The organism is Nocardia sp. MDA0666 (assembly GCF_003023875.1).
Classification (GTDB): Bacteria; Actinomycetota; Actinomycetes; order Mycobacteriales; family Mycobacteriaceae; genus Nocardia; species Nocardia aobensis.
Genome location: NZ_PYHT01000026.1, coordinates 42,637 through 64,133, shown reverse-complemented (window position 1 = coordinate 64,133; position 21,497 = coordinate 42,637). Strand labels below are relative to the sequence as shown.

Sequence of the window (21,497 nt, the reverse complement as noted above, 5' to 3'; positions counted from 1 at the left end):
GCTTGCTCACGACCCATCCGCGATGCGCGAACACATCAACACTACCATTCGAAAACGACTGGACTCCAGGTATTTTCGGGCCACCGACCAGCGCGCGGGAAGTTTGCGGATGTCGGCGTTTCTGACTAGGCTCCGGTGCGGAACGATCACCACGGCGGGGTCCGGTCAGCTCGAGCGAGAGCAATTCCGATATCCCCGGCTCGCCGTGGATGTGTTGGGGGTTATTCGCAGACATTGACGGTTCGGCCCGGTATGCGGCAGATCGTGTCCGGGCTGTGAGGTGAGGAGAACGGTGAGCGGCAAACTGATCACGGCAACTCCGTCGGCGGCCCTGCTGGTCGAGGAGATCGTCGATCGCTACGGCTCGGTCGAGCAGTTCTGCAATCAACTCCGCCGGGATCTGGACGATCCGACCGTGCAATTGCCGCGCCTCACCCATCTGATGCCACCGGACGGTGGCCACCCCCATACTCATCTCGCCTGGTCACGGGCGTGTCCGGAACGCGTGCCGGGCGGCGAACCCGATACGTCGCCGCCCGGTCCGGACGGACCCGGGATCACACCCTCGCGAGCCCAGCCCCTGACCGGCGAAGCGCACGTGCGCCGACGCCTGTGGCGCCGGTTGCTGCACTGGTTGTGATTCGCCTCACCGAGCGCTGGGAGCGGCGCGGCGCACGGCGGAAACCAACTCTCGAGTCCGCTGCTGCGCCGCGGCATCCCCACGCACACTGACGATCAGATCGGTGGCACCGGCGCGAGCGTATGCGCTGATACCTTCTGCCACAACATCTTCGGACCCGAGCAGTGCGGTCTCGTGCACACCGGTCAGATGCTGGCGATCCAGCAGGGCCCGGTAGCTCGGCAGCCGGGAGGCCGGGGCCAACGCCTGCGCCAACTCCTGCCTGAGCTCGTCCGGATCGTGGGTCACGGCCGCCGACACCACGACGACTGTTCGGGGTGTCGGCCGCCCCGCCGCGGCAGCCGCTGCCGCCAGCCGCGGGCCGATGTGCTCGGCGATGATGTCGGGTGTGGTCCATGTGGTGACCGAACCGTCGGCCAGTTCGCCTGCGATCTTCAGCATCGCCGGTCCCAATGCCGAGACCACGACCGAGGGCGGTGTCGCCCCCGCGACCTCGATCGTGCCGGCCGCTCGCAGCGTCTCGCCGCGATAGTCGGTGGTCTCGCCGCGCAGCAGCGGAGTGAGCGCCGACAGATATTCGCGAACGTGCCGGACGGGTCGCTCGTAGGACAGCCCGTGCTCGGCCTCGGCGTGGGATATCCGCAGCAGGCGCAGAGCGTCGGCCGCGAATTCGGCAGTCCCTCGACGACCATGCGGGATCACGTCGCGGGGATGGACGAGCAAACCTGGCCACCCGCGCCCGAGGCGTCCTACCCCCGCATTCTCGCCGCGAACGGCCCGAAGCTGCTCGCGCTCGCCGCCGACATCGCCGACGGCGCTCTGCCGGCCGCCCTGCCTGCGGCACATACCGCGCGCGCCCGAGTCGCGCTCGGCCCGGACAAACTGCTGGTCGTCGGACAATCGGTCGTCGTCGACGATGACCTCGGGCGAGCCCGCACGACCGCCCGGGAGGTGGTACGAAACTGGGCCACCCGACCGTCGTTTCGCGCAACGCTCATCGAATTGGGCTATCCGGCACACGAAATCGACGAACCGAGTGACCGGGTCGTGGACGCACTCGTCGCCCACGGCCGAGCGGAATCCATCGCGGCTACGATCCGCGCCCAACTCGACGCCGGTGCGGACCATGTGGTGCTGCTGCCACCGATCGGCACCGAATTCGCCTCCGGCATCGAACAGCTGGTGTCGATCGCGCCCGCATCGAAAGAGATCGGCTGAACGCGCCGACTCCGTCCTCCGTCGCCACAGCGCGTCCCGGGCGTATGGTCGCCGCATGCGCCTGAGCACCCGGAATCAGCTCGACGGCACCGTTGTCTCGGTCACTCGCGGTGAGGCCATGGCGGTCGTTCGGGTCCGCCTCACCGGCGGGGACGAGATCACATCGTCCATCACCCGCGATGCCGTGGACGATCTGGGGCTCGGCGAGGGATCGGTGGTCAAAGTGCTGATCAAATCGACCGAGGTCACCCTCGGTCTCGAATAGATCCACCGGCGACGACCTCCGGCCGCACACGTAGCCTGCTGGCTCGTTCCGGAAGGCCGATCGACCCTGGTGTGGTCGCCGACCGGCCCCGCCGACGACACCCACGCCGGACACGCGGAAACGTCGGTCATGCTCCATCTGGCCCCGGAGCGGGTCGCGATGCACCGCGCCGAACCCGGCACGACCCGACCGCTGTGCGAGCTGATGCCACACCTGCGCTCGGGCGGTGTGAAAGCGGTGAGCGCCAACGGAATACTCGGCGATCCGACCACCGCCGATGCCGCCGAGGGCGCGCGGATACTCGAACGCAGGGCAAACGCCTTGATCGCCGCGGTCGCCGAAAGTTTTCCCGAACCGCGCCGAGCCAGCCGCATCACGGCGGGAAATCGGCCTAGCCTGGGCGAACCCACTGCATCGCGATCGCTGGAGGTAACGACATGGCCTGGACCGCCGCTCAGCTCGATCGGATCGGATCATCCGAGGAGCTGGAGATCACCAGCTACTACGAGAACGGCGCACTGCGGGACTGGACCACCATCTGGATCGTGCGCGTCGACAACGATCTCTACATCCGCTCCGCGTACGGACAATCCGGCGGGTGGTACCGCCACGCCATGCACACCCGCGGCGCGCGCGTCCGCGCCCACGGCGTGGAAACCGACGTGACCCTGCACCCGGTCACGGAGTCCTACATCAACGACCGCGTCCGCAAGGCCTACGAGTCGAAGTACCGCGACCAGCCCAGTGCCCTCGAACCGATGCTGGCCCCCGCCGCCGAGAACACCACCCTGCGTGTGGACCCGGTCGGATAGTCCGGGGGATCGGCTATGTTCGCGCCGGCCCCCGTTCGAGGAGTGTGAGCGGCGGATCCGGTGAACGCCGGCGGCACGTGAGCCGCCGGTCCGCCGCTGTTCCGGGTCACCGTCCGGTGAAGTAGTGCCCCTCCTCCAAGTCCTCGATGAGGTTGGGGTGCAAGGGTTTCCACCCGAGCAGAGCGGTGGTCGCCTCGGCCGTGGTGGGGTTGTCGAGCTGGACCATCGGGGCGAGAAAGCCGAAGTGGTCGGGGGCGTCCTCGGCGGGAATGCTCACGACCGGCACGTCCAGGTGACGGCCGATCACCTCGGCGATGCGGCGCAGCGGAATGCCTTCGTCGCCGACGGCGTGCAGGCGGGTGCCGGCGGGGGCGGATTCCAGAGCCAGTCGGTACAGAGTCGCCGCGTCGAGGGTATGGCCCGCCGGCCAGCGGTTGCCGCCCTCGCCGACGTAGGCGGAGACGCCCTTCTCACGCGCGATGCCGATCAGGGTGGGCACGAAACCGTGGCGGTCGAGGGTGCTGTGCACGGTCGGTGGCAGCCGGACCACGCTGGATCGGATTCCACGCTCGGCGAATCCGATCACCTCGTTCTCGGAGTCGATGCGCGGACCGCCCGGTAGCGAGTCGGCTTCCGTGCCGGTTCGCCCCAAGGCTGCGAGCAGGCCCGTTCCGGATGTGCTGACCAGCGGCTTACCCGATCCGGCCAGGGCATCGCCGAACGCCCGGACCATCCGCAGATCGGTGTCGGCCGCACCGAGGAAGTCTCCGGCGATCATGTTCTCGTGCTTGAACGCCAGGTGGATGACGCCGTCGGCCGCGGCAGCCGCCTCGGCCGGCGCCTCCGGATCGTCGAGATTTCCGCGATGCACCTGCGCTCCCGCGGCCTCCAACGCCGCGGCCGAGGCATCCGATCGGGCCAGCCCGACCACTTCGTGCCCCGCCGACAGCAGTTCCGGAACGACCGCGGACCCCACATGTCCCGACGCCCCGGTGATGAATACGCGCATGGAAAGACCTTCCCGCGAGGAACACGCCGCAATGTGCGCGGCGGTCGCCGATGTCAGCGACTGCCATCACGCTACACCTCGATGTCATTCGCTGTCATCACCTGAATCCAGACGAAGCAGAAACCGTTCGACGCCCGGATACTTCTCACCCAGCGACGTCACGCCGAATCCCAGCGCTACAGCGAACGCACCCGGACATCCGCCGCGAGATCGCGGCCGGTTCGAAGCGTCGTCATCCGGGCACCGTATCCCCGCGGAACATTCCGCGAGCGGCCCCTGCCGCGCAGTAACTCTCAGGCCGAATTCGCCTCGCGGCGTTCGATTTCCGCGGTGCTCCAGGCGCCGATCATGCGGGCGGTCATGACGATGGCTTCGCGGCGTTCCTCGGGGTCGACCTCGAGCGCGGAGGCGCGCAGGACCGCGGAGAATCCGGTGTTCACCAGGACGAAGGCCATGACGTCGAGTTCGTGGTCGTCGCTGGGGCCGAGGATCTGGATCAGCAGCACCTTCACCAGCAGGCGCAGGCGCGGTTCGAATTCGGGGATGCCGCTGTTGTAGAACTGCACCCCGGCGGCCAGCGCGCGGACGAGTTTCGCGTTGTCGACCAGTTCTTCGCAGATGGCGGCGAGGATGTCGGCGGTCATATCCTCCACCGACCGGTCCGCGCGATCGAGCCGTTCGGTGAAGCGGCGTTCGATACTCTGCAGCAGTCGTTCGAGCAATTCCTCGACGATGACCGTGCGGTCGGAGAAGTAGCGGTAGACGGTACCGATGCTGAGGCCGGCCTCGGCGGCGATCCGGTTGGTCGAGGTGTTCTCGATCCCGCGCTCACCGAACAACCGCGCCGCGGTGTCCAGGATGTGCTGGCGGGTTTCCTTCGCACGCTCCTGCGTCGGGCGTCGACGCTGACCGACCGCCTTGGACGGCATCACGCACTCCTACCTGATCTCGCGCCTGTTGGTCGGTTGCTCATCCTAGGATGGCCGCGAACGATATCCACCCTGTTCGGCGGCTCGCCACGACGAATTGGCCGAGTCCACAAAGGACCGGCATTTCCGCTATTACATTGGCGCGACAGCGCATTTCCCCATCGAGAGGCCGACCATGCCGGACCGAGTAGTCGGAGTCGTACTCGCCGCCGGGGCGGGACGGCGATTCGGCCGCCCCAAGGCCACGGTCGGCAACTGGCTGACCATCGCGGTGGACGCCCTGCGCGACGGCGGATGCGCGGAGGTCGTGGTGGTGCTCGGCGCCGCCCGGGTTCCACCGATTCCCGCGACCACCACCGTGGTGGCACCGGAGTGGGCCCAGGGAATGAGTGCGTCGCTGCGCACGGGAATCGGTGCGGCGCAACGACTCGACGCCGCGTACGTCGCACTACACGTGGTGGATACGCCCGATGTCGGCGCGGATGTGGTCGCCCGGGTGATCGAGGGCGCGATGGCCGCCCCGGACGGTATCGCGCGTGCGAGTTTCGCCGGACGTCCCGGCCATCCCGTGGTGATCGCACGCCGGCACTGGGCCGATCTGCTGCCGACCCTGTCCGGTGATCGAGGCGCCGCCGCTTATCTGCGTAGCGTTTCCGCGCACACCGTGGAATGCGGCGATCTGGCCACCGGCCGCGACATCGACGAACCCGGCGACCTCGAACGCTGACGCGGCCCGCTCAGCCCCGCCGCACTCGCCGCCGGATGACGGCCACCAGCACCACGACCATCAGCGCCGCCACGAATCCGCTGTAGCGCACCACCGGTGCGGACCCGAGGTGGTGCGTGAGCGGCCCGACCGCTATCTGGCCGGGACACAGGTGGATTCACGCACGGTGATCTGCGTGCTGACCCACGATCCGAAATTCGATGTGCCGGTACTCGCGGCGGCGTTGCGGCTACCGGTGGCATATGTGGGGGCGATGGGTTCGCGGCGCTACTCGGCGGCCGCACGCCGGAGGAGACGGCCGTGTCGATCGGCGCCGAAATCGTGGCGGTGCGCCGCGGCGGTTCCGCACAACCGCTCTCGGCGACCGACCGGCCGATCCGCGCCGATCCCGGACTCGCCTCGTAGCCGGCGGCAGGTGTGCGAATCACCGGCGGTTAACATCCACGCGTGGCGAAACTGACAGTATCGGTGGATGTTCCGATCTCTCCCGATCGGGCCTGGTCGCATGCGGCGAATCTGGGTGAACTCGATCAGTGGCTGATCATGCACGAGGCGTGGCGCGGCCGGGTGCCCGATGAGCTCACCCCCGGTACCGAACTGGTGGGCATCGCCTCGGTGAAAGGTCTGCGCAATCGCGTGCGCTGGACCGTGCGCACCGCCGAACCGCCGCGCCGGCTCGTGTTGAGCGGCGCCGGCAAAGGCGGCACCAAATTGGGATTGGAACTGCTGGTCGCGCCGAACGCCTCGGGTTCGGCGGTCACGGTCGACATCGACCTGGGCGGGCGGCCGCTGTTCGGCCCGATCGGGGCGACGGTGGCACGAGCGCTGCGGGGCGATATCGAACGCTCACTCGACCGGTTCGTCGACCTGTACTGCTGAGCACACCCGTCATCGCGGCTCGAGGACGACCAGCGGGATCGTGCGACCGCCCGCCTGACGTCGATAGAACTCGTAATCCGGTGTCATCGTGACGAATTCGCGCCAGAGGTCCGGATATTCGGCCGCGGTCGCGACCCGCGCTCGCACCGGGCGCACCTCGGTTCCGATCCGGATCGTGGTGTCGGGGTGGGCGAGGAGGTTGTGATACCAGGCGGGATGGTGCGGCTGTCCCGCCTTCGACGCCGCGATCGCCACCGCGGCCCCCGCGTCGACATACAGCAGCGGTGAGGTCCGCGGGATGCCGGATTTCGCACCCACGTGGTCGAGCAGCAGGATGCGCGCGTGCCGACGGCCCGGCATGTGCCCGCCGATCCGCCCACCCGACCATCGATACAGCGCCACATGGATTTTCGTCGCCCGCCGACCGGCATAGACACCGCGACGGTTGGCGAATCGCGTCGTGGCGGAGACGATTCCGGCGAGCCAGGGCATACCGCCGAGCATGCATCACCGCTCGCGTTCCCGCCAGGAACCGATCCGCACGAACGCCCGCCCGTCCCGGTGAGAATCGGGTAACCGGCCCGCAACCGCTAAGGGCTTGCGAACCGCATTCACGGCAATATGCTTGTGATTGTGACGAATCTGCGGATCAGTGAGGCGGCGGCGCTGCTGGGGGTCAGCGACGACACCGTGCGGCGCTGGATCGATCAGGGGCGGTTGCCGGAGATCCGGCTCGACAGCGGCCGCAAGGGGGTGCGCGGCGCGGACCTGGCCGAGATATTGCGTGGTCAGCACGCCGAGGCGCACGAGCCCGGTGTCACCGTCGCCGCCTCGGCCCGCAATCGGATGCGCGGCATCGTCACCCGCATCGTCAAGGACACGGTGATGGCGCAGGTCGAGATGCAGGCCGGACCGTTCCGGCTGGTCTCGCTGATCAGCCGGGAATCGGTGGACGAACTCGGTCTCGAGGTCGGCAGTATCGCCGTCGCCTCGGTCAAATCGACCCACGTCGTGGTCGAGATCCCAGAAAGTTGACGAGCATGCAGATCCTCCGAACCGCCGGCGCTGCGGCGGCCGTCGTCGCCGTCACCGCCGCCCTGGCCGGATGCGGGTCCGACGACGCGACAACCACCTCCGCGACGGGCGAACTCTCGGGCACGGTCACGGTGTTCGCGGCGGCCTCGCTCACCGAGACGTTCACGAAACTCGGCCACGACTTCGAGGCCGCCCACCCCGGCGTGCAGGTCGTCTACAGCTTCGGCGGCAGTTCGGCACTGGCGGAGCAGATCGAGCAGGGGGCGCCGGCCGATGTCTTCGCCTCCGCCGCCCCGGCCAATATGCAGCAGGTGGTCGACGCCGGTGAGGTCACCGCGAAACCGGAGACGTTCGTGAGTAACCGGCTGGAAATAGCTGTGCCCCAGGGAAATCCGGGCAAAATCACCGGACTGGCCGATTTCGGCAGGGCCGAACCGCGGATCGCGTTGTGCGCGGTGCAGGTGCCGTGTGGTGCGGCCGCGGAGAAGGTTTTCCAGATCTCCGGCATCACCCCGCAGCCCGATACCCGCGAGCAGGATGTCAAGGCCGTGCTCACCAAGGTGACCTTGGACGAGGTCGACGCCGCCCTGGTCTACCGCACCGATGTGCAGGCGGCCGGCGACAAGGTGCGGGGCATCGACTTCCCGGAATCGGGGAAGGTGATCAACACCTATCCGATCGCGCCGCTCGGGAAGGCGCCCAACGCCGCCGCGGCCGCCGCCTTCGTCGACTACATCCACTCCGATCCGGCGAAGAAGGTGTTCGCCGCCGCGGGATTCGACACCCCGTGAGCAGGCCGGGAACGCGGCGGCGGGCGGCATCGGGACGGCGGCCGGTCGTACTGGTGCTGCCCGCGCTCTGCGCGCTGGCGTTCCTGGTGATCCCGCTGATCGGCCTGCTGGTGCGCACCCCGTGGGCGAGTCTGTCCGATCGGCTGTTCAGCGCGGAAGTCGGTACCGCCCTGCGGCTTTCGCTGATCTGCGCCACCTGCGCGACCGCGATCTGCCTGGTGCTGGGCATCCCGCTGGCCTGGCTGCTGGCGCGGGCACAAATTCCGGGCCGGGGACTGATCCGCGCGCTGGTGACGGTGCCGCTGGTATTGCCGCCGGTGGTCGGAGGGGTGGCGCTGCTGCTGGTCTTCGGCCGGCGCGGGCTGCTCGGCCAGTATCTGTACGACTGGTTCGGCATCTCGCTGCCGTTCACGACGCCGGGGGTGGTGGCGGCCGAGGCGTTCGTCGCCATGCCGTTTCTGGTCATCTCGGTGGAGGGCGCGCTGCGCGGTACCGACACCCGCTACGAGGAAGCCGCCGCCACCCTCGGCGCGAGCCCCTGGTACACCTTCCGCCGCGTCACCCTGCCCGCGATCGCACCGGGCGTGATCGCCGGCGGCGTACTGTGCTGGGCGCGGGCGCTGGGCGAATTCGGCGCGACCATCACCTTCGCCGGGAATTTCCCCGGCCGCACCACCACCATGCCGCTCGCGGTGTATCTCGCGCTGGAAACCGATCCCGATGCCGCGATCGTGCTCAGCCTGGTGCTGCTGCTGGTCTCGGTCACGGTGCTGGTGGCGTTGCGCGAGCGCTGGATTCGAGGAGCGGTATGACACTGCGGGCCGAACTCGAGGTGCGGCGCGAGCGCTTCCGCCTCGACCTCGCACTGTCCGTCGCACCCGGTGAGGTGGTGGCGCTGCTGGGCCCCAACGGCGCCGGGAAGACCACGGCACTGCGCGCGCTGGCCGGACTGGTCCCGCTCACCGGCGGGCGCCTCACCGTCGCCGACGCGGTCTGGGACGAGCCGCCGGGCGTCTTCGTCCCGCCGGAACGGCGACAGGTCGGCGTCGTGTTCCAGGATTACTCTCTCTTCCAGCATCTTTCGGCGCTGGAGAACGTCGCGTTCGGCTTGCGGGCGCGCGGTATGCGACGCGCCCGAGCTCGGGCCTGCGCCGCCGACCGGCTCGAGCGGGTCGGCCTCGCCGAATACGCGCACGCCACGCCCCGCACCCTGTCCGGCGGGCAGGCGCAGCGGGTGGCACTCGCGCGTGCCCTGGCCACGGACCCGCAGCTGCTGCTGCTCGACGAACCACTGGCCGCCCTCGACGCCGGGACCCGGATGCAGGTGCGCGCCGACCTCGCCCGGCACCTGCGTGACTATCGCGGACATACCGTGGTGGTCACCCACGATCCGCTCGATGCGATGGTGCTGGCGGACCGGCTCGTCATCCTCGAACAGGGCACGGTCGTCCAGCAGGGCGCACCCGCCGAGATCGCGCGGCGGCCACGCTCGGATTATGTCGCGGATCTGATGGGGCTCAACCTGTTTCGCGGCACCGCCGACGGCACCGGTGTCGAGATCGACAACGGCGGACACCTCACCGTCGCCACGCCGGCCACCGGCCGGGTCTTCCTCGCCTTCCCGCCCACCGCGGTGAGCCTGCATCCACAGCAACCCACTGGCAGCCCGCGCAACTCCTGGCCGGTGACCGTCGGCGGCCTGGAACACCACGCCCACCTCACCCGCGTCCGACTCGACGGAGCTCCGCCGGTGCTCGCGGACATCACCTCCGCAGCGGTGGCCGACCTGCGCATTCAACCGGATATGCGGGTATGGGCGGCGGTCAAGGCCGCCGAGATCCACGTCTACCCCGCTTGATATCTCGAGGTCGACGGCGTGGCGCGTACCGATTTCCCGGTCCGCGCGAGTTCGAGCATTATGCTTGCCGGTCGATAGCTGTTCGCGATCTGCTGCCGTGACATCGAGGAACAGGATCCAGCCATGCGACGTCCCCTCATCGCCGCCGCGACAGGCATCGCCGCGGTGACCGCCGTCGCGTCGATCTTATGGACCGGCGGGAGCGAAACAAGTCACGCCCAGCCACCCGGCACGGACGTGACCGGTTCGGGAGTTCATCTCACCGCGTCGGTGGACAACATCGGCGTGAACCCACCCGGTGACCGGACACCGAACTACCTCATGACGTTCTCCCATGCGTCGCAGTTGTCCGGGAACTTCTCGGTCAGCGTCGAAGGTGACCCGATCACTTCGGGTCAGGCGGTCGCGGGATTCCTGCTCGGGTGCGGGATCAGCGTGGCCGGCGGTTTCGACGTGGGCATCTCGCCCAACCAAGGACTGCAACTCAGTATCTCCCCGACCTTCACGCCGCCGTCTCTGACCACTGCCGCCGCGCCCATCGCCACCACCGGTAGCGCCACTCCGACCACCAGCGGTACCAGCACCTCCCCCACAACCGCCCGTACGACTACCACTCCCACGAGGGCTGTCCGTACGAGTGTCGCTCCCACCACGAGTTCCACTCCCACGACGACTGCCGCATCCCCGACGACCGTCACATCCCCGACCACTGTCACGCCCCCGACGACTGTCCTGCCCACCACGGACACTCCCACGATCACCACTCCGAGCCTGCCCACCACGTCCGGCAGCGCGGGGCTGCCCGGGGTATCGCCGCCCGGTTTCGACCTCGGGCCGAGCGTCGGAGGCTCCCTCGGACTGTCCGAGAACCTGGACGCCAACATCGGTCCCGGCCAGGTCACCACCGCCACCACCGCGACGGCCACCCTGGACAACACGACCGCTTTCCCGTACCACATCGCATTCAACAACGCCGCGTTGAACGTCTCCCAATGCGCGTCCCCGGTTGCGGCGGTCCCGTTCGTCTCCGCCACCGTGTCGACGCCCACGGGCCTGGTTCAGACCACCGCGTACGGCGATCAGTTCACGTTCTGACGCGCACTACCCCATCACGCAGCCTGGGCCGCCCGCATCGCGGGCGGCCCAGGTGCACTCAGGTCAGGATACGGCCTCGCTCACCGCATTCGGCCCGTCGAACATCCGATCGGGCATGCTCTCGAGCGCGTCGACGATCTCCGCGCCGGCGCCGTTGTTCCGCGCCGCGCGCACGATATCGCGGCGGTCACACGGATAGTCCACGCCGGAGAGATACTTCTGCACCTGAATGGGATTCACCTTCTGGCTCATCGTTTCTCCTCTCTCGGTACTGTCCGTTCGGGATTGGAACGACGGGGCGATACCACCGGAATCGGAGCCGAAACATCGCAGTTGCCGAATCGCCGCCACGAGAATCTCGGCGGTCTCGATCACCAGGTCGGCCGCATCCCAGCGGTGAGGTCAGCGAGCGGACGACGCGATGTCGCCCGCAGCGGCCGTGGCGGCGGCCCGTCGATAGGCCGCCGAGGTATCCCTAGAGATCCGATCCCACGAATAGCGTCCGCGGGCACGTTGCCGACCCGCCTCCCCCATCGCCTGCCGCGCCTGCCGGGTGTCGAGCAGGCCGCACATGACCTCGGCCAGAACCGCGGGGTCACCCGAGGGGACCAGGCGCCCGGTCACCCCGTCGAGGACGGTGTCGAGCATTCCGCCGACCGCGGTGGCGACCACGGGCTTCGCACACGACATCGCCTCGAGCGCAACGATGCCGAACGGCTCGTACCACGGCGTGCACACCACGGCGTCGGCCGAGCGCAACAGCATCGGCATCTCCGCCCGAAGTACCGGCCCACGCAACCGAACCCGTTGCGACACACCGTATTCCGCGGCCACGGCACGCAACCGCGCCTGCTCGGCCTCGTCCTCGGCGCTCTGCGAACCGCCCGCGATCACCAGTTCGGTATCGGGCACCTCCGACAGTGCCGCGATCGCGGAGTCGAACCCCTTGCGCCGCACCATGCGGCCGACCGAGACGATCCGCCGCGGCAGATCCGGTTCCTCGGCGGGGCCGTCGGGAGTGAACAGCGACAGGTCGACACCGCACGGCACCACCGACGTACGCTCGCGCGGCACACCCATCCTGCCCAGCTCCCGGACCTCGTCGGAACAGGTCGCGACGATATGCGTCGCCCCGGCCGCCACCCTGCGCTCGGACTGGATGCGGGACCGCGGGCTCGTGTCGGCCAGCCCCTGATAGCGCCGCTTCACGGTGCCCAGGGCGTGGAAGGTCAGCACGACGGGGACGGCGAGGCCGTGGGCGGCGCGTTCGGCGGCGATACCCGACATCCAGAAATGGGCGTGCACGACATCGGGGGTATCGGCACTCCACTGCCCGCGCAGGAAGGCGGCGAACTCGGTGAGGAACGGCAGGATGTCGTCCTTCGGAATGTACCGCGGCGGGCCGGCCGGAACGTGGACCACGCGATATCCCGCCCCCATCAGCACTTCGGTCGGGATTGCGGGGTCGTCCCGGCGGGTGTAGACCCGCACGTCGTGCCCCAATCGGGCCAGTCCCGCGGCGAGCTCGGCCACATGCACGTTCTGCCCGCCCGCGTCCACGCCGCCCAACGGGGCCAAGGGGCTCGCGTGCTCGGACACCATCGCGATCTTCACGCTTCCTCCGATCCGCGCCGCCGCCGGTGGATCTCGCGCTCTCGAACTGCGCCATAGCCGGCGGAAACCGTGCCATGGATGTAGTGCGACTCGCTGCGACCGGCCCACCGTTCGACTTCCGAACCGGTTCGTGCTGGTCATGCCCGCGTAGCCCGGATGCAAACTGTCCGGAGCAGAACCGTGCGACGACCGGGCGCGCCGCCGAGCCGCCAGAACTGAGTCGCGCCTGCCCAGGTAGGGCTGCGGAATGTCCGAGACGACGACAGCCCCGACCACGACGGCCGGGCGGCACCGGCTCGATCCTGGGTGCCGATGAATCCGGCACATCCGGTGACGGCCGCCCGGCGAAACCGCGACGCGCTCGTCATCGTCAGCTCTCGAACCGGGCCCAGTACCGGACTTCCCGGCACCGGCCGAGGAAGTCGGCCACCGACGCGCCCGCCGCGAGATCCATGACACCGGCATCGAGTTCACCGGTCAGTCCCGCGGCCGCGAACAGCGCGCCGGCGTTGCGGTGGGCGATGAACTTGCCGTGTGCGTAGGCGTCGCTGACGAAGTCGCGCGCCGGCGGCACCGTGGCGAGTTCGGCGGCTCCGGCCTCGGTCGCGAGGATCACGACCGCGTCGTAGAGCACCGACGGTCCGCCGTCGATCTTCTGGTCCGCTTCGATACGTCCGCCGTCGTCGGTGGTGACACCCCCGACCTTCGGCGCGACGACCTCGAGAATCGCCTGCTCCGCCTGTACCGCGTCGCGCACCTCGGCGAATGCCTTCGCGTCGACGCCGTCGGTGACCAGCACGCCGATCTTGCGTCCCGCGACGCTGTCCGGGCCGTTGCGCACGATACTCAGGGCCGGCGAGGGCGGCAGATCGGTGATCGGCTCGCGCGCGCAGCGGGCCGGTTCGGGCAGCTCCGCGAGGCCGAGGCCGTCGGCGACCGCCGTGGCCAGATCCTCGTGGACGTTGCGCAGCGCGCCGACGACCCGGGCGCGGATCTCGACCCGATCGCATTTACTCAGCTCGAAGACGAACGCCTCGATGATGTGCTGCTGCTCGATACTCGTCTGGCTCACGAAGAACTGACGGGCCTGGCTGTAATGGTCGGCGAAACTCTCCGCCCGCAGCCGGCGCTTGGGACCCGAGATCGTCTCCGGATAGGTCGTGAAGCCGCGTTCGGGATCCTCGCGCGGACCTTTGATGTCGTCGGGCCAGGAATTCGGCTCGTAATTGACGCGGCCCTTCGGATTGACCATGGCCATATGGCCGTCCTGCTGGAACGTCGCGAACGGGCATTTGGGCGCGTTCACGGGCAGGTGCGTGAAGTTGGGGCTGCCGAGCCGCTTGAGTTGGGTGTCGAGATACGAGAAGTTCCGGCCCTGCAGCAGTGGATCGTTCGTGAAATCGATGCCCGGGACGATGTTCTGCGTGCAGAAGGCCACCTGCTCGGTTTCGGCGAAGAAATTATCGACGACCCGGTTCAGCACCAGCTTGCCGACCGGGCGCACCGGCACTTCCTCTTCCGGAATGATCTTCGTCGGATCCAGGATGTCGAAGGCGAAGCGATCGGCGAAGTCGTCGTCGAACAGCTGCATGCCCAGTTCCCATTCCGGATAGTCACCGGACTGGATGGCATCCCACAGGTCGCGGCGATGGAAATCGGGATCGGCGCCGTTGATCTTCAGCGCCTCGTTCCACACCACCGACTGCAAGCCCTGCTTCGGCTTCCAGTGGAATTTCACGAAGGTCGAGCGGCCCTCGGCATTCACCAGCCGGAAAGTGTGGACACCGAATCCCTCCATGAACCGGAACGAGCGCGGGATGGCCCGGTCGGACATGATCCACAGCAACATGTGGGTCGATTCGGGGGTGAGCGAGACGAAATCCCAGAAATTGTCGTGCGCCGTCTGGGCCTGCGGAAAACCGCGGTCGGGCTCCTGTTTGGCGGCGTGGATTATATCCGGGAACTTGATGGGGTCCTGGATGAAGAAGACCGGAATATTGTTTCCGACCAGATCCCAGTTGCCTTCTCGCGTATACAGTTTCACCGCGAAACCGCGAACGTCGCGGGCGAGATCGAACGATCCCTTGTTCCCGGCCACCGTGGAGAACCGGACGAATGCCTCGGTCCGGCGACCGGCCTCCTGGAAGGGGTCGGCCCGGGTCAGATCGGACAGCGAATCGTAGTTCTCGAAGTAGCCGTGCACGCCGAAACCACGGGCATGGACCACGCGCTCCGGGATCCGCTCGTGGTCGAAGTGGAAGATCTTCTCGCGAAAGTGGAAGTCCTCCAGCAGCGCGGGCCCGCGCTCCCCCGCCCGCAAGGTGTTCTGATCGTCTCCGACCACCACACCCTGCTGGGTGGTCAGCCGCACGTCGTCTCCGGATGCCTCCTGGTGGGTTTCGCCGCCGTTGCCCGGCCGACCTGCCACGTTGTCCGTCATCTCCCGACCTCCTGCCGCTGTACGCCGAACCGTTCGGTCACCGAGCCGATACCCGCCCGCCACGGCGGCAAACGTTCGTACCACTACAGAAGGGGGCGCGAGCCGAACATCGGCGATCGAGCAGTCCAACTCGCGAAGTAGAGCGAAACCTGTTGCGCCCCTTACTTTTCTGAAACCTTTCCGTCGGCCGGTCTCCCCGCCCCGCTACCGGCACGACGCCGTCGGCACCTCAGTGCGCACCCGCTCCGGCAAGCCGCTGCGCCAGGAGTTCCTTCCCCATATCCGCCCCCTTGCGGCTGTCGGCCTGCGCCCGCCGGAAGAAGTCGGCGAGTTCGGCGTCGCCGGCACGCTCGGCATCGCGGCTGTATACCTCCATCCGCAGCGCGTTGCTCATACACTGTTCGGTGAACCAGACCAGGTTGTAGTCTTTGTCCAAGGTGCCCGTGAACTGCCCGGTTTCCTGTTCCTTACCCATCGTGAACCTCCTCGTCGGACGCATTTCCCTCCCCATCACGCGCACTACCCGAGTCGATCGCGACTATTCCTCGGCAGGTGACCGAAGTCCCTACCGACGGCGGACACCCGGCCGGTAGACAAGGCTGCAGCGACATCGCAGGCTGCACGGAGGAGTGAGGCCGAGCCCCATGACCGAGCAGACGAAGAGATCGATCATCGCCACCGCGCTGCTGGCCGGGGCCGCCGTCCTGGTGGCACCGGCGGTGGCTCCCGCCGATTCCCCCGCCCGGGTGGTGAGGCCCGGCACCTCGCTCGGCCTCTGCACGATCACCGCGGCCGGACACGACGCGGCGGGCAACGCGGTCGCCCTCACCGCCGGCCACTGCATGTTCAGCCCCGGACAGAGCGTGGTCGCGCCCGGCATCGGCAGAATCGGCCACTACGCCAGCTGGACATCCAAGTGGGCTCTGCTGCAATCGGATTCGACCAGGGACTGGGCCGTCATCGCGCTCCGCCCCGGCCTCGGCATCTCTACGGTGGCCCCGAACGGCGCCGTGATCGACCACTTCGGCGCGGCGCCCGCCCCCGGCAGCCGCATCGACAAATACGGCAGCACCACCCGCACCACCGGCGGCCGGGTCGATTCGGTGACCGACAATGTGATCCACAGCTCCGTCCCGAGCCTCAACGGCGACAGCGGCGGCCCCGCGTACCAGGGCACGGGTCTGGTGGGTATCGACTCGCAGATCAACCCCACGACACCGGACGGCCCGTTCTGGTTCTCCGGCATCGAGGGCGTGCTGGCCGAGATCAACTCCCGGCCCGGGATCGTCGGCTACGGTTTCCGACTCGGCTGATCCGATGTGCCACTCAGGCAGATCAACGTCTGCCGGCCGGTCGCGACGGGCGTGCGAATTCCCCACCCGCACAGCCGGTTGTCGGCTGCGGCCGACACGCCGCTGCGTTCCGCATTTCCCCAGCTCCAGGGCCGATTTGGGGAGCGGACCGGACATGAGCTAAAGTTTGTGCTCGGCCAGCCCGCACGGGTCGGCCGGAGCAATCCCCTATAGCTCAATTGGCAGAGCAGCCGACTGTTAATCGGCAGGTTTCTGGTTCGAGTCCAGATGGGGGAGCAGAAAACAGCCCTTGGCCTGTGAGAACGTATCACGGGCCAGGGGCTGAACTCGTTCTACGGCCCGGTCCGGACGAACGCCGTCTACCGCGCGTTCGCGATATTCACCGCGGGGCGCTCGACGGAAATTGTCGGTGGGGTCTGGCAAGGTGGTGCCGGATCGACAGTCCGGCTCGGTGTCGGGCAGGATGTACGGCGCGGACAGCTACTGGGAGGAGCCCGAAAGAATGCTGCGGTTGATCATCGGCGTCGCAGCCGGTTACGTGCTGGGGGCCAAGGCGGGGCGGGCTCGCTACGAGCAGATCAGCAAGACCACCCGTGCTGTCGCCGCCAGCCCGGTCACCCGCAAGCTGGTCCAGGCCAGCCGCCAGAAACTGTCGGATCGACTCAATACCCAGCCGCGGCTCGAACCCATGGAACCGATCGACGAGCGCACCACCGTCCTCGTCCCCCAGGACCAGCTCCGGCGCTGAGCCGCCGAGTGACTCGCGGCCGGCCCCTGCCGGACCGCGTGCCACCGAACGTGCCTACCTACCGGCCGAGCCGATCTTCCCGGGCTCTTCCCCGGCCCTCGCGCCCACCGCGTCGGCGATGTGCCGGGCGAGCAGGTGCGGTGCCTGTGCATGGGCGAGATGTCCCTGCCCCGGCAGAAGGTCGATGCGGGCCTGCGGCAGTGCCTCGGCGATGCGGCCGAAGGCGGTGCCGTAGGGTTCGGCGTTCGCGTTGAGTTCGCCCAGCAGCAGGATGACCGGAACGGTCAGGGCACGATACCGCTGCAGGTCCGCCGGATATGCGTTGACGGCCGCGAGTTCGGTCGGCAGCGGCGCGGCCAGCGGCCGCAGCACCGCCCATGCCGGCGATTCCCGCAGCGCGGCAACATATTCCGCGGAGAAGCCCGACACATCGGTGTTGACCAACCGGACGGCGGCATCCAGATCCCCGCGATCGACGGCGGCGCGCAGCGCGGGGATCGCGGCGGGGGCGAAGGGCGCCGATACCGGTTCGTAGGCGATCAGCGAGCGCAGATCCGACCGCTCACATGCCGCCTCCAGGGCGATCAGCCCGCCGTAGCTCCATCCGAACAGCTCCACCGCACCGCCGAGAGTGTCGAGGATGTGGTGCAGATCGTCGACTTCGGTTCGCACCGAGTAGTCCTGCCCCAGCGGACCGCTCGGCTCCCGCCCGCGACGATTGATCGTCACGACCGGATTGGGCAGTCCGAGCCGCTCCACCACGGGCCGCCAGGCGGCCGCATCGGACATGACCCCCGGAACGATCACCAGCGGCGGACCGTCACCGTCGACGATCTCGGCGGTCAGTACGGTCCCGGAACGATGGAAAGACGTCGATCTCATTCCAGTTGGAACGATCAGGCCACGTTGAAATCATCCGAGTTGCCCATGGCCTGGGTGAGCAGGCTCTTGCGGTACTGCTCGAGGGCGACCAGATCGCCGAACAGGGCCATGTAGTCGTCCGGCTGTTCGGTCGACGAGACCCGCTGCAATTTCGACTTGAGCGCGGCGACCTGACGGCCGACCCATGCCTCCTGCACCCGCGCCAGCACGCCGGAGATGAATCGGGGGATGTCGTCCATCGACTTCACCGGAAGCGGCTCGGCGGCCAGTTCGGAGACCAGCGCGCGCAGCATCAGGTCGTCGGTGTGGTCGGCGACACGCGAAACCCATTCCGCACCACCGAGTCCCGCCGCGGTGCCACCGGCGGCGGCGAGGGCGGCGCGCACGGCGGTGTAGGCCGGGTGGGTGAACGCCTCGGGCTCGAGGCTGTCGAAGATCGGGCCCGCGGTCGCCGGATACTGCAGGGCGGCGGCCAGCACCTGCCGCTGCGGCAGTAGGACCGGGTCATTCGGGTTCGGCCGGGCGGCGGCCGACTCCGCGACCACTGTCTCGGTGGCCGCTTGCCGGCCGGGCACACCCTTCACCGGCTTGCCGCGGCGGGCGTGATCGCCGACCCGGCGCACCACCAGCTGGATGTCGTCCCAGCCGACCCATCCGGCGAGCTTGGTGGCATATGCCTTGCGCAGCGCGTTGTCCTTGATCTGCGCCACCACGGGCACCGCCCGCCGCAGCGCCTCCACCTGCCCCTCGGGGGTGTCGAGGTTGTGGTCGGCGAGCAGACCGCGAATCACGAACTCGTACAATGGGACTCGTCGGGCCACCAGATCGCGGACCGCTCCGTCGCCGGAACGCTGCCGCAGTTCACACGGGTCCTGCCCGTCGGGCGCGACCGCGATATACGTCTGCCCGGCCAGTTTCTGGTCACCGGAGAAGGCCTTCAGCGCCGCGGCCTGACCGGCGGCATCGCCGTCGAAGGTGTAGATGATCTCGCCGCGCCAGAAATTGTCGTCCATCAGCAACCGGCGCAACATCGACAGATGCTCGTCACCGAACGCGGTGCCACACGAGGCGACCGCGGTCGTCACACCCGCCAGGTGCATGGCCATCACATCGGTGTAGCCCTCGACCACCACCGCCTGATGGCTCTTGGCGATCTCCCGCTTGGCGTGGTCGAGACCGAACAGCACCTGGGACTTCTTGTACAGCACCGTTTCCGGCGTGTTGATGTACTTGGCGGTCATCTGGTCGTCGTCGAACAGGCGCCGCGCGCCGAAACCTATGACATCGCCGCTCAGATTCCGGATCGGCCACAGCAGCCGCCGGTGGAACCGGTCGATGGGACCGTGCCGGCCGGGCTTGGACAGCCCCGCCGCCTCCAGCTCCTTGATGTCGAAACCCTTGCGCAGCAGGTATTTCGTCAGCGTGTCCCAGCCTGCCGGGGCGTAACCGCAGCCGAACTGCCGCGCCGCGTTGGCGTCGAAATTGCGGTCGGTGAGATACGTGCGCGCCACCTCCGCACCCGGTTCCCGCAGTTGCGCCTGATAGAACTTGTGCGCGGCCGCATTGGCGGCGACCAGCCGGGAGCGGGTGCCACGGTCGCGCTGCACCGAGGTCCCGCCACCCTCGTAGTTGATCGTGTAGCCGATCCGGTCGGCCAGCTGCTCGACCGCCTCGACGAATCCGACGTGGTCGATCTTCTGCAGGAAGGCGAACACGTCGCCGCTCTCACCGCAGCCGAAGCAGTGGAAATGGCTGTGATTCGGCCGCACATGGAACGACGGCGACTTCTCGTCGTGGAACGGGCACAGCCCCTTCAGCGAATCCGCACCGGCACGCTTGAGCGACACATATTCACCGACGACATCCTCGATGCGTACGCGTTCACGTATTGCCGCGATATCGCGATCCGGAAGTCGACCTGCCACGAAATCCGAGTCTAGCCGCGTGCCGGTCGGCCCACGCCGACGACCGGGGTCATCGGGCCGCGATCCGCTCCAATCTGCTCTCGGTGTAGGAGGCGATCTGGTCGACGATCACGCGTACCCGGGCGGTGTCGTCGGTGGCCGCCTCCCACCACGGCAGCAGGATCGGGTCGAGACCCTGGGGGGCGCCGGCCAGCAGGCGGTCGGCCACGTATCGGATGCGCTCGCGCTGTTCGGCCTGGCGTTCGTGGTGTCGGGGGTCGGACATCACGTATCGCAGCGCGACCGTTTTCAACAGCGCGACCTCCGCGGCCACCACGGCCGGCACCTCCAGATCGGCCGCGTAGCGGCACAGTGACTGCCCGGTCCACGCCGCGCGGGTCGCCTCCACCGCCGCGGTCGCGAACCGGCCGACCAGATCGCTGGTCAGCCGCTTGAGGGCGACCGAGGCGCGCAGGGTGCCGTCATAGCCGGCGGCCTCGGCGATCACCGGCAATTGCGACAGCCGCCGGCCGGCCGCGATCAGGTCGTCGGCGGACAGGTCGCGGTGCCGACGCTGGCCCAGTTCGGCGAGAGCGGCCTGTTCGGCCGGATCGGCGAGCGCTCGCAGATCGATCCGGCCCGCGATCACCCCGTCCTCCACGTCGTGCACCGAATACGCCACGTCATCGGACCAGTCCATGACCTGCGATTCCAGCGACTGCCGACGCTCGGGCGCCCCCTTGCGGACCCAGTCCAGCCGGTCCAGATCGGCATCGTAGGCGCCGAACTTCGCACCGGAAGCCGTTCTGCCCCAAGGGTATTTGACGGTGGCGTCGAGGGCGGCGCGGGTCAGGTTGAGGCCGTAGCTCTCCCCCGCCGTATCGAAGACCTTCGGCTCCAAGCGGGTCAGAATCCGCAGGTTCTGTGCGTTGCCCTCGAACCCGCCGTAGGCGTCGGCGAATTCGTCGAGGGCGCGTTCGCCGTTGTGGCCGTACGGCGGATGGCCGATGTCGTGGGCCAGCCCGGCCAGATCGACCAGATCCGCGTCACAGCCCAGCCCCTCGGCGATGCTGCGCCCGATCTGGGCGACCTCCAGCGAATGGGTGAGCCGGGTGCGTGGCGTGTCACCGTCGCGCGGCCCCATCACCTGGGTTTTGTCGGCAAGTCGCCGCAGTGCCGCCGAATGCAGCACCCGGGCCCGGTCCCGCGCGAAGTCACTGCGGCGGGCGGGTGACGGCGACCACCGCAACCCCGCCGTGGGCGAGGTCTCGGACACCATGCGCTCGTGATCGCCGTCGACATACGGGCATTCGGGCATCGCGTCGAAACTCATGAGGG

Annotated in this window: 24 protein-coding genes, 1 tRNA gene and 2 pseudogenes; 16 read left to right on the top strand and 11 right to left on the bottom strand. The window is 68.4% G+C overall.

Features of this window, described 5'->3' with window-relative positions:
• The first annotated feature begins 292 nt into the window (after positions 1-292).
• Positions 293-640 (top strand): hypothetical protein, encoded by a 348-nt coding sequence (locus tag C8258_RS27275; RefSeq protein WP_106957596.1) that lies wholly within the window; start codon positions 293-295, stop codon positions 638-640.
• 6 nt (positions 641-646) lie between these two features.
• On the opposite strand, the gene C8258_RS27270 is transcribed toward C8258_RS27275, so the two are convergent.
• Complete coding sequence (locus C8258_RS27270) at positions 647-1,363, bottom strand: LLM class flavin-dependent oxidoreductase (protein WP_199195871.1); 717 nt, start codon at positions 1,361-1,363, stop codon at positions 647-649.
• Between C8258_RS27270 and C8258_RS32995 the strand changes: the two genes are divergently transcribed.
• From C8258_RS32995 to C8258_RS27250, 4 genes and pseudogenes are all read left to right on the top strand, one after another.
• Positions 1,352-1,858: a hypothetical protein gene (locus C8258_RS32995; protein WP_199195870.1), complete on the top strand. Its 507-nt coding sequence runs from the start codon at positions 1,352-1,354 to the stop codon at positions 1,856-1,858. The genes C8258_RS27270 and C8258_RS32995 overlap by 12 nt on opposite strands.
• A gap of 55 nt (positions 1,859-1,913) precedes the next feature.
• Entirely contained in the window at positions 1,914-2,123 is a 210-nt protein-coding gene (locus C8258_RS27260; protein ID WP_106957594.1) for a molybdopterin-binding protein, read from the top strand.
• A 69-nt stretch (positions 2,124-2,192) separates the two neighbouring features.
• Positions 2,193-2,447: pseudogene (locus C8258_RS27255) on the top strand (creatininase family protein); the annotation flags it as partial.
• A gap of 113 nt (positions 2,448-2,560) precedes the next feature.
• Positions 2,561-2,935: a DUF2255 family protein gene (locus C8258_RS27250; protein WP_106957593.1), complete on the top strand. Its 375-nt coding sequence runs from the start codon at positions 2,561-2,563 to the stop codon at positions 2,933-2,935.
• Between the two features lie 106 nt (positions 2,936-3,041).
• Here the strand turns inward: C8258_RS27250 and C8258_RS27245 are convergent, their stop codons facing one another.
• Together C8258_RS27245 and C8258_RS27240 are read right to left on the bottom strand one after the other, a co-directional pair.
• Positions 3,042-3,944, bottom strand: a complete 903-nt coding sequence (locus tag C8258_RS27245) for an SDR family oxidoreductase (RefSeq protein ID WP_106957592.1) — start codon at positions 3,942-3,944, stop codon at positions 3,042-3,044.
• 293 nt (positions 3,945-4,237) lie between these two features.
• Positions 4,238-4,873: a TetR/AcrR family transcriptional regulator gene (locus C8258_RS27240; RefSeq protein WP_106957591.1), complete on the bottom strand. Its 636-nt coding sequence runs from the start codon at positions 4,871-4,873 to the stop codon at positions 4,238-4,240.
• A 175-nt stretch (positions 4,874-5,048) separates the two neighbouring features.
• Between C8258_RS27240 and C8258_RS27235 the strand changes: the two genes are divergently transcribed.
• The 3 genes and pseudogenes from C8258_RS27235 (at position 5,049) to C8258_RS27225 (ending at position 6,479) form a co-directional block, all read left to right on the top strand.
• Positions 5,049-5,600: an NTP transferase domain-containing protein gene (locus tag C8258_RS27235; protein ID WP_106957590.1), complete on the top strand. Its 552-nt coding sequence runs from the start codon at positions 5,049-5,051 to the stop codon at positions 5,598-5,600.
• Positions 5,601-5,685: 85 nt separating this feature from the next.
• Positions 5,686-6,005: pseudogene (locus tag C8258_RS33390) on the top strand (XdhC family protein); the annotation flags it as partial.
• Positions 6,006-6,047: 42 nt separating this feature from the next.
• Positions 6,048-6,479, top strand: a complete 432-nt coding sequence (locus C8258_RS27225; protein ID WP_036508815.1) for an SRPBCC family protein — start codon at positions 6,048-6,050, stop codon at positions 6,477-6,479.
• Positions 6,480-6,488: 9 nt separating this feature from the next.
• Here C8258_RS27225 and C8258_RS27220 read toward each other — a convergent pair whose 3' ends face one another.
• Positions 6,489-6,971 carry a nitroreductase/quinone reductase family protein gene (locus C8258_RS27220; protein WP_233225367.1) on the bottom strand — a complete coding sequence of 161 codons (483 nt, stop codon included), beginning with the start codon at positions 6,969-6,971 and terminating at the stop codon, positions 6,489-6,491.
• Between the two features lie 141 nt (positions 6,972-7,112).
• Here C8258_RS27220 and C8258_RS27215 point away from each other — a divergent pair, with 141 nt between their 5' ends.
• From C8258_RS27215 to C8258_RS27195, 5 genes are all read left to right on the top strand, one after another.
• Positions 7,113-7,514, top strand: a complete 402-nt coding sequence (locus C8258_RS27215) for a molybdopterin-binding protein (protein ID WP_106957589.1) — start codon at positions 7,113-7,115, stop codon at positions 7,512-7,514.
• 5 nt (positions 7,515-7,519) lie between these two features.
• Positions 7,520-8,305: a molybdate ABC transporter substrate-binding protein gene (gene modA / locus C8258_RS27210; RefSeq protein ID WP_106957588.1), complete on the top strand. Its 786-nt coding sequence runs from the start codon at positions 7,520-7,522 to the stop codon at positions 8,303-8,305.
• On the top strand, positions 8,302-9,117 hold the full coding sequence (modB, locus tag C8258_RS27205) for a molybdate ABC transporter permease subunit (RefSeq protein ID WP_106957587.1): 816 nt from the start codon (positions 8,302-8,304) through the stop codon (positions 9,115-9,117). Before modA ends, modB begins: the two co-directional genes overlap by 4 nt.
• Entirely contained in the window at positions 9,114-10,163 is a 1,050-nt protein-coding gene (locus tag C8258_RS27200; protein ID WP_106957586.1) for an ABC transporter ATP-binding protein, read from the top strand. Before modB ends, C8258_RS27200 begins: the two co-directional genes overlap by 4 nt.
• 237 nt (positions 10,164-10,400) lie before the next feature.
• Positions 10,401-11,258, top strand: a complete 858-nt coding sequence (locus tag C8258_RS27195) for an MspA family porin (RefSeq protein WP_158271319.1) — start codon at positions 10,401-10,403, stop codon at positions 11,256-11,258.
• Between the two features lie 63 nt (positions 11,259-11,321).
• Here C8258_RS27195 and C8258_RS27190 read toward each other — a convergent pair whose 3' ends face one another.
• The 4 genes from C8258_RS27190 to C8258_RS27175 form a co-directional block, all read right to left on the bottom strand.
• Entirely contained in the window at positions 11,322-11,510 is a 189-nt protein-coding gene (locus tag C8258_RS27190) for a DUF2795 domain-containing protein (RefSeq protein ID WP_106957621.1), read from the bottom strand.
• A gap of 150 nt (positions 11,511-11,660) precedes the next feature.
• Entirely contained in the window at positions 11,661-12,872 is a 1,212-nt protein-coding gene (locus C8258_RS27185) for a glycosyltransferase (protein ID WP_106957584.1), read from the bottom strand.
• A 370-nt stretch (positions 12,873-13,242) separates the two neighbouring features.
• Complete coding sequence (locus C8258_RS27180; RefSeq protein ID WP_106957583.1) at positions 13,243-15,312, bottom strand: catalase; 2,070 nt, start codon at positions 15,310-15,312, stop codon at positions 13,243-13,245.
• A gap of 229 nt (positions 15,313-15,541) precedes the next feature.
• Positions 15,542-15,787 (bottom strand): hypothetical protein, encoded by a 246-nt coding sequence (locus C8258_RS27175; protein WP_036508828.1) that lies wholly within the window; start codon positions 15,785-15,787, stop codon positions 15,542-15,544.
• A gap of 169 nt (positions 15,788-15,956) precedes the next feature.
• On the opposite strand from C8258_RS27175, the gene C8258_RS27170 reads away from it, so the two are divergent.
• The 3 genes from C8258_RS27170 to C8258_RS27160 all read left to right on the top strand — a co-directional run bounded on the left by C8258_RS27170 (position 15,957) and on the right by C8258_RS27160 (position 17,373).
• Complete coding sequence (locus C8258_RS27170; protein ID WP_106957582.1) at positions 15,957-16,625, top strand: hypothetical protein; 669 nt, start codon at positions 15,957-15,959, stop codon at positions 16,623-16,625.
• A 203-nt stretch (positions 16,626-16,828) separates the two neighbouring features.
• A tRNA-Asn gene (locus C8258_RS27165) sits at positions 16,829-16,901 on the top strand.
• Positions 16,902-17,127: 226 nt separating this feature from the next.
• Positions 17,128-17,373, top strand: coding sequence for a hypothetical protein (locus C8258_RS27160; RefSeq protein WP_036499775.1), 246 nt, complete (start codon positions 17,128-17,130; stop codon positions 17,371-17,373).
• A gap of 54 nt (positions 17,374-17,427) precedes the next feature.
• Here C8258_RS27160 and C8258_RS27155 read toward each other — a convergent pair whose 3' ends face one another.
• From C8258_RS27155 to C8258_RS27145, 3 genes are read right to left on the bottom strand one after another with little or no spacing between them, the layout of a single operon-like run.
• Positions 17,428-18,255: an alpha/beta fold hydrolase gene (locus C8258_RS27155; protein ID WP_106957581.1), complete on the bottom strand. Its 828-nt coding sequence runs from the start codon at positions 18,253-18,255 to the stop codon at positions 17,428-17,430.
• Positions 18,256-18,269: 14 nt separating this feature from the next.
• On the bottom strand, positions 18,270-20,180 hold the full coding sequence (gene dnaG, locus C8258_RS27150) for a DNA primase (RefSeq protein ID WP_106957580.1): 1,911 nt from the start codon (positions 20,178-20,180) through the stop codon (positions 18,270-18,272).
• Positions 20,181-20,229: 49 nt separating this feature from the next.
• Positions 20,230-21,492, bottom strand: a complete 1,263-nt coding sequence (locus tag C8258_RS27145) for a deoxyguanosinetriphosphate triphosphohydrolase (protein ID WP_255420466.1) — start codon at positions 21,490-21,492, stop codon at positions 20,230-20,232.
• Positions 21,493-21,497 lie beyond the last annotated feature (5 nt).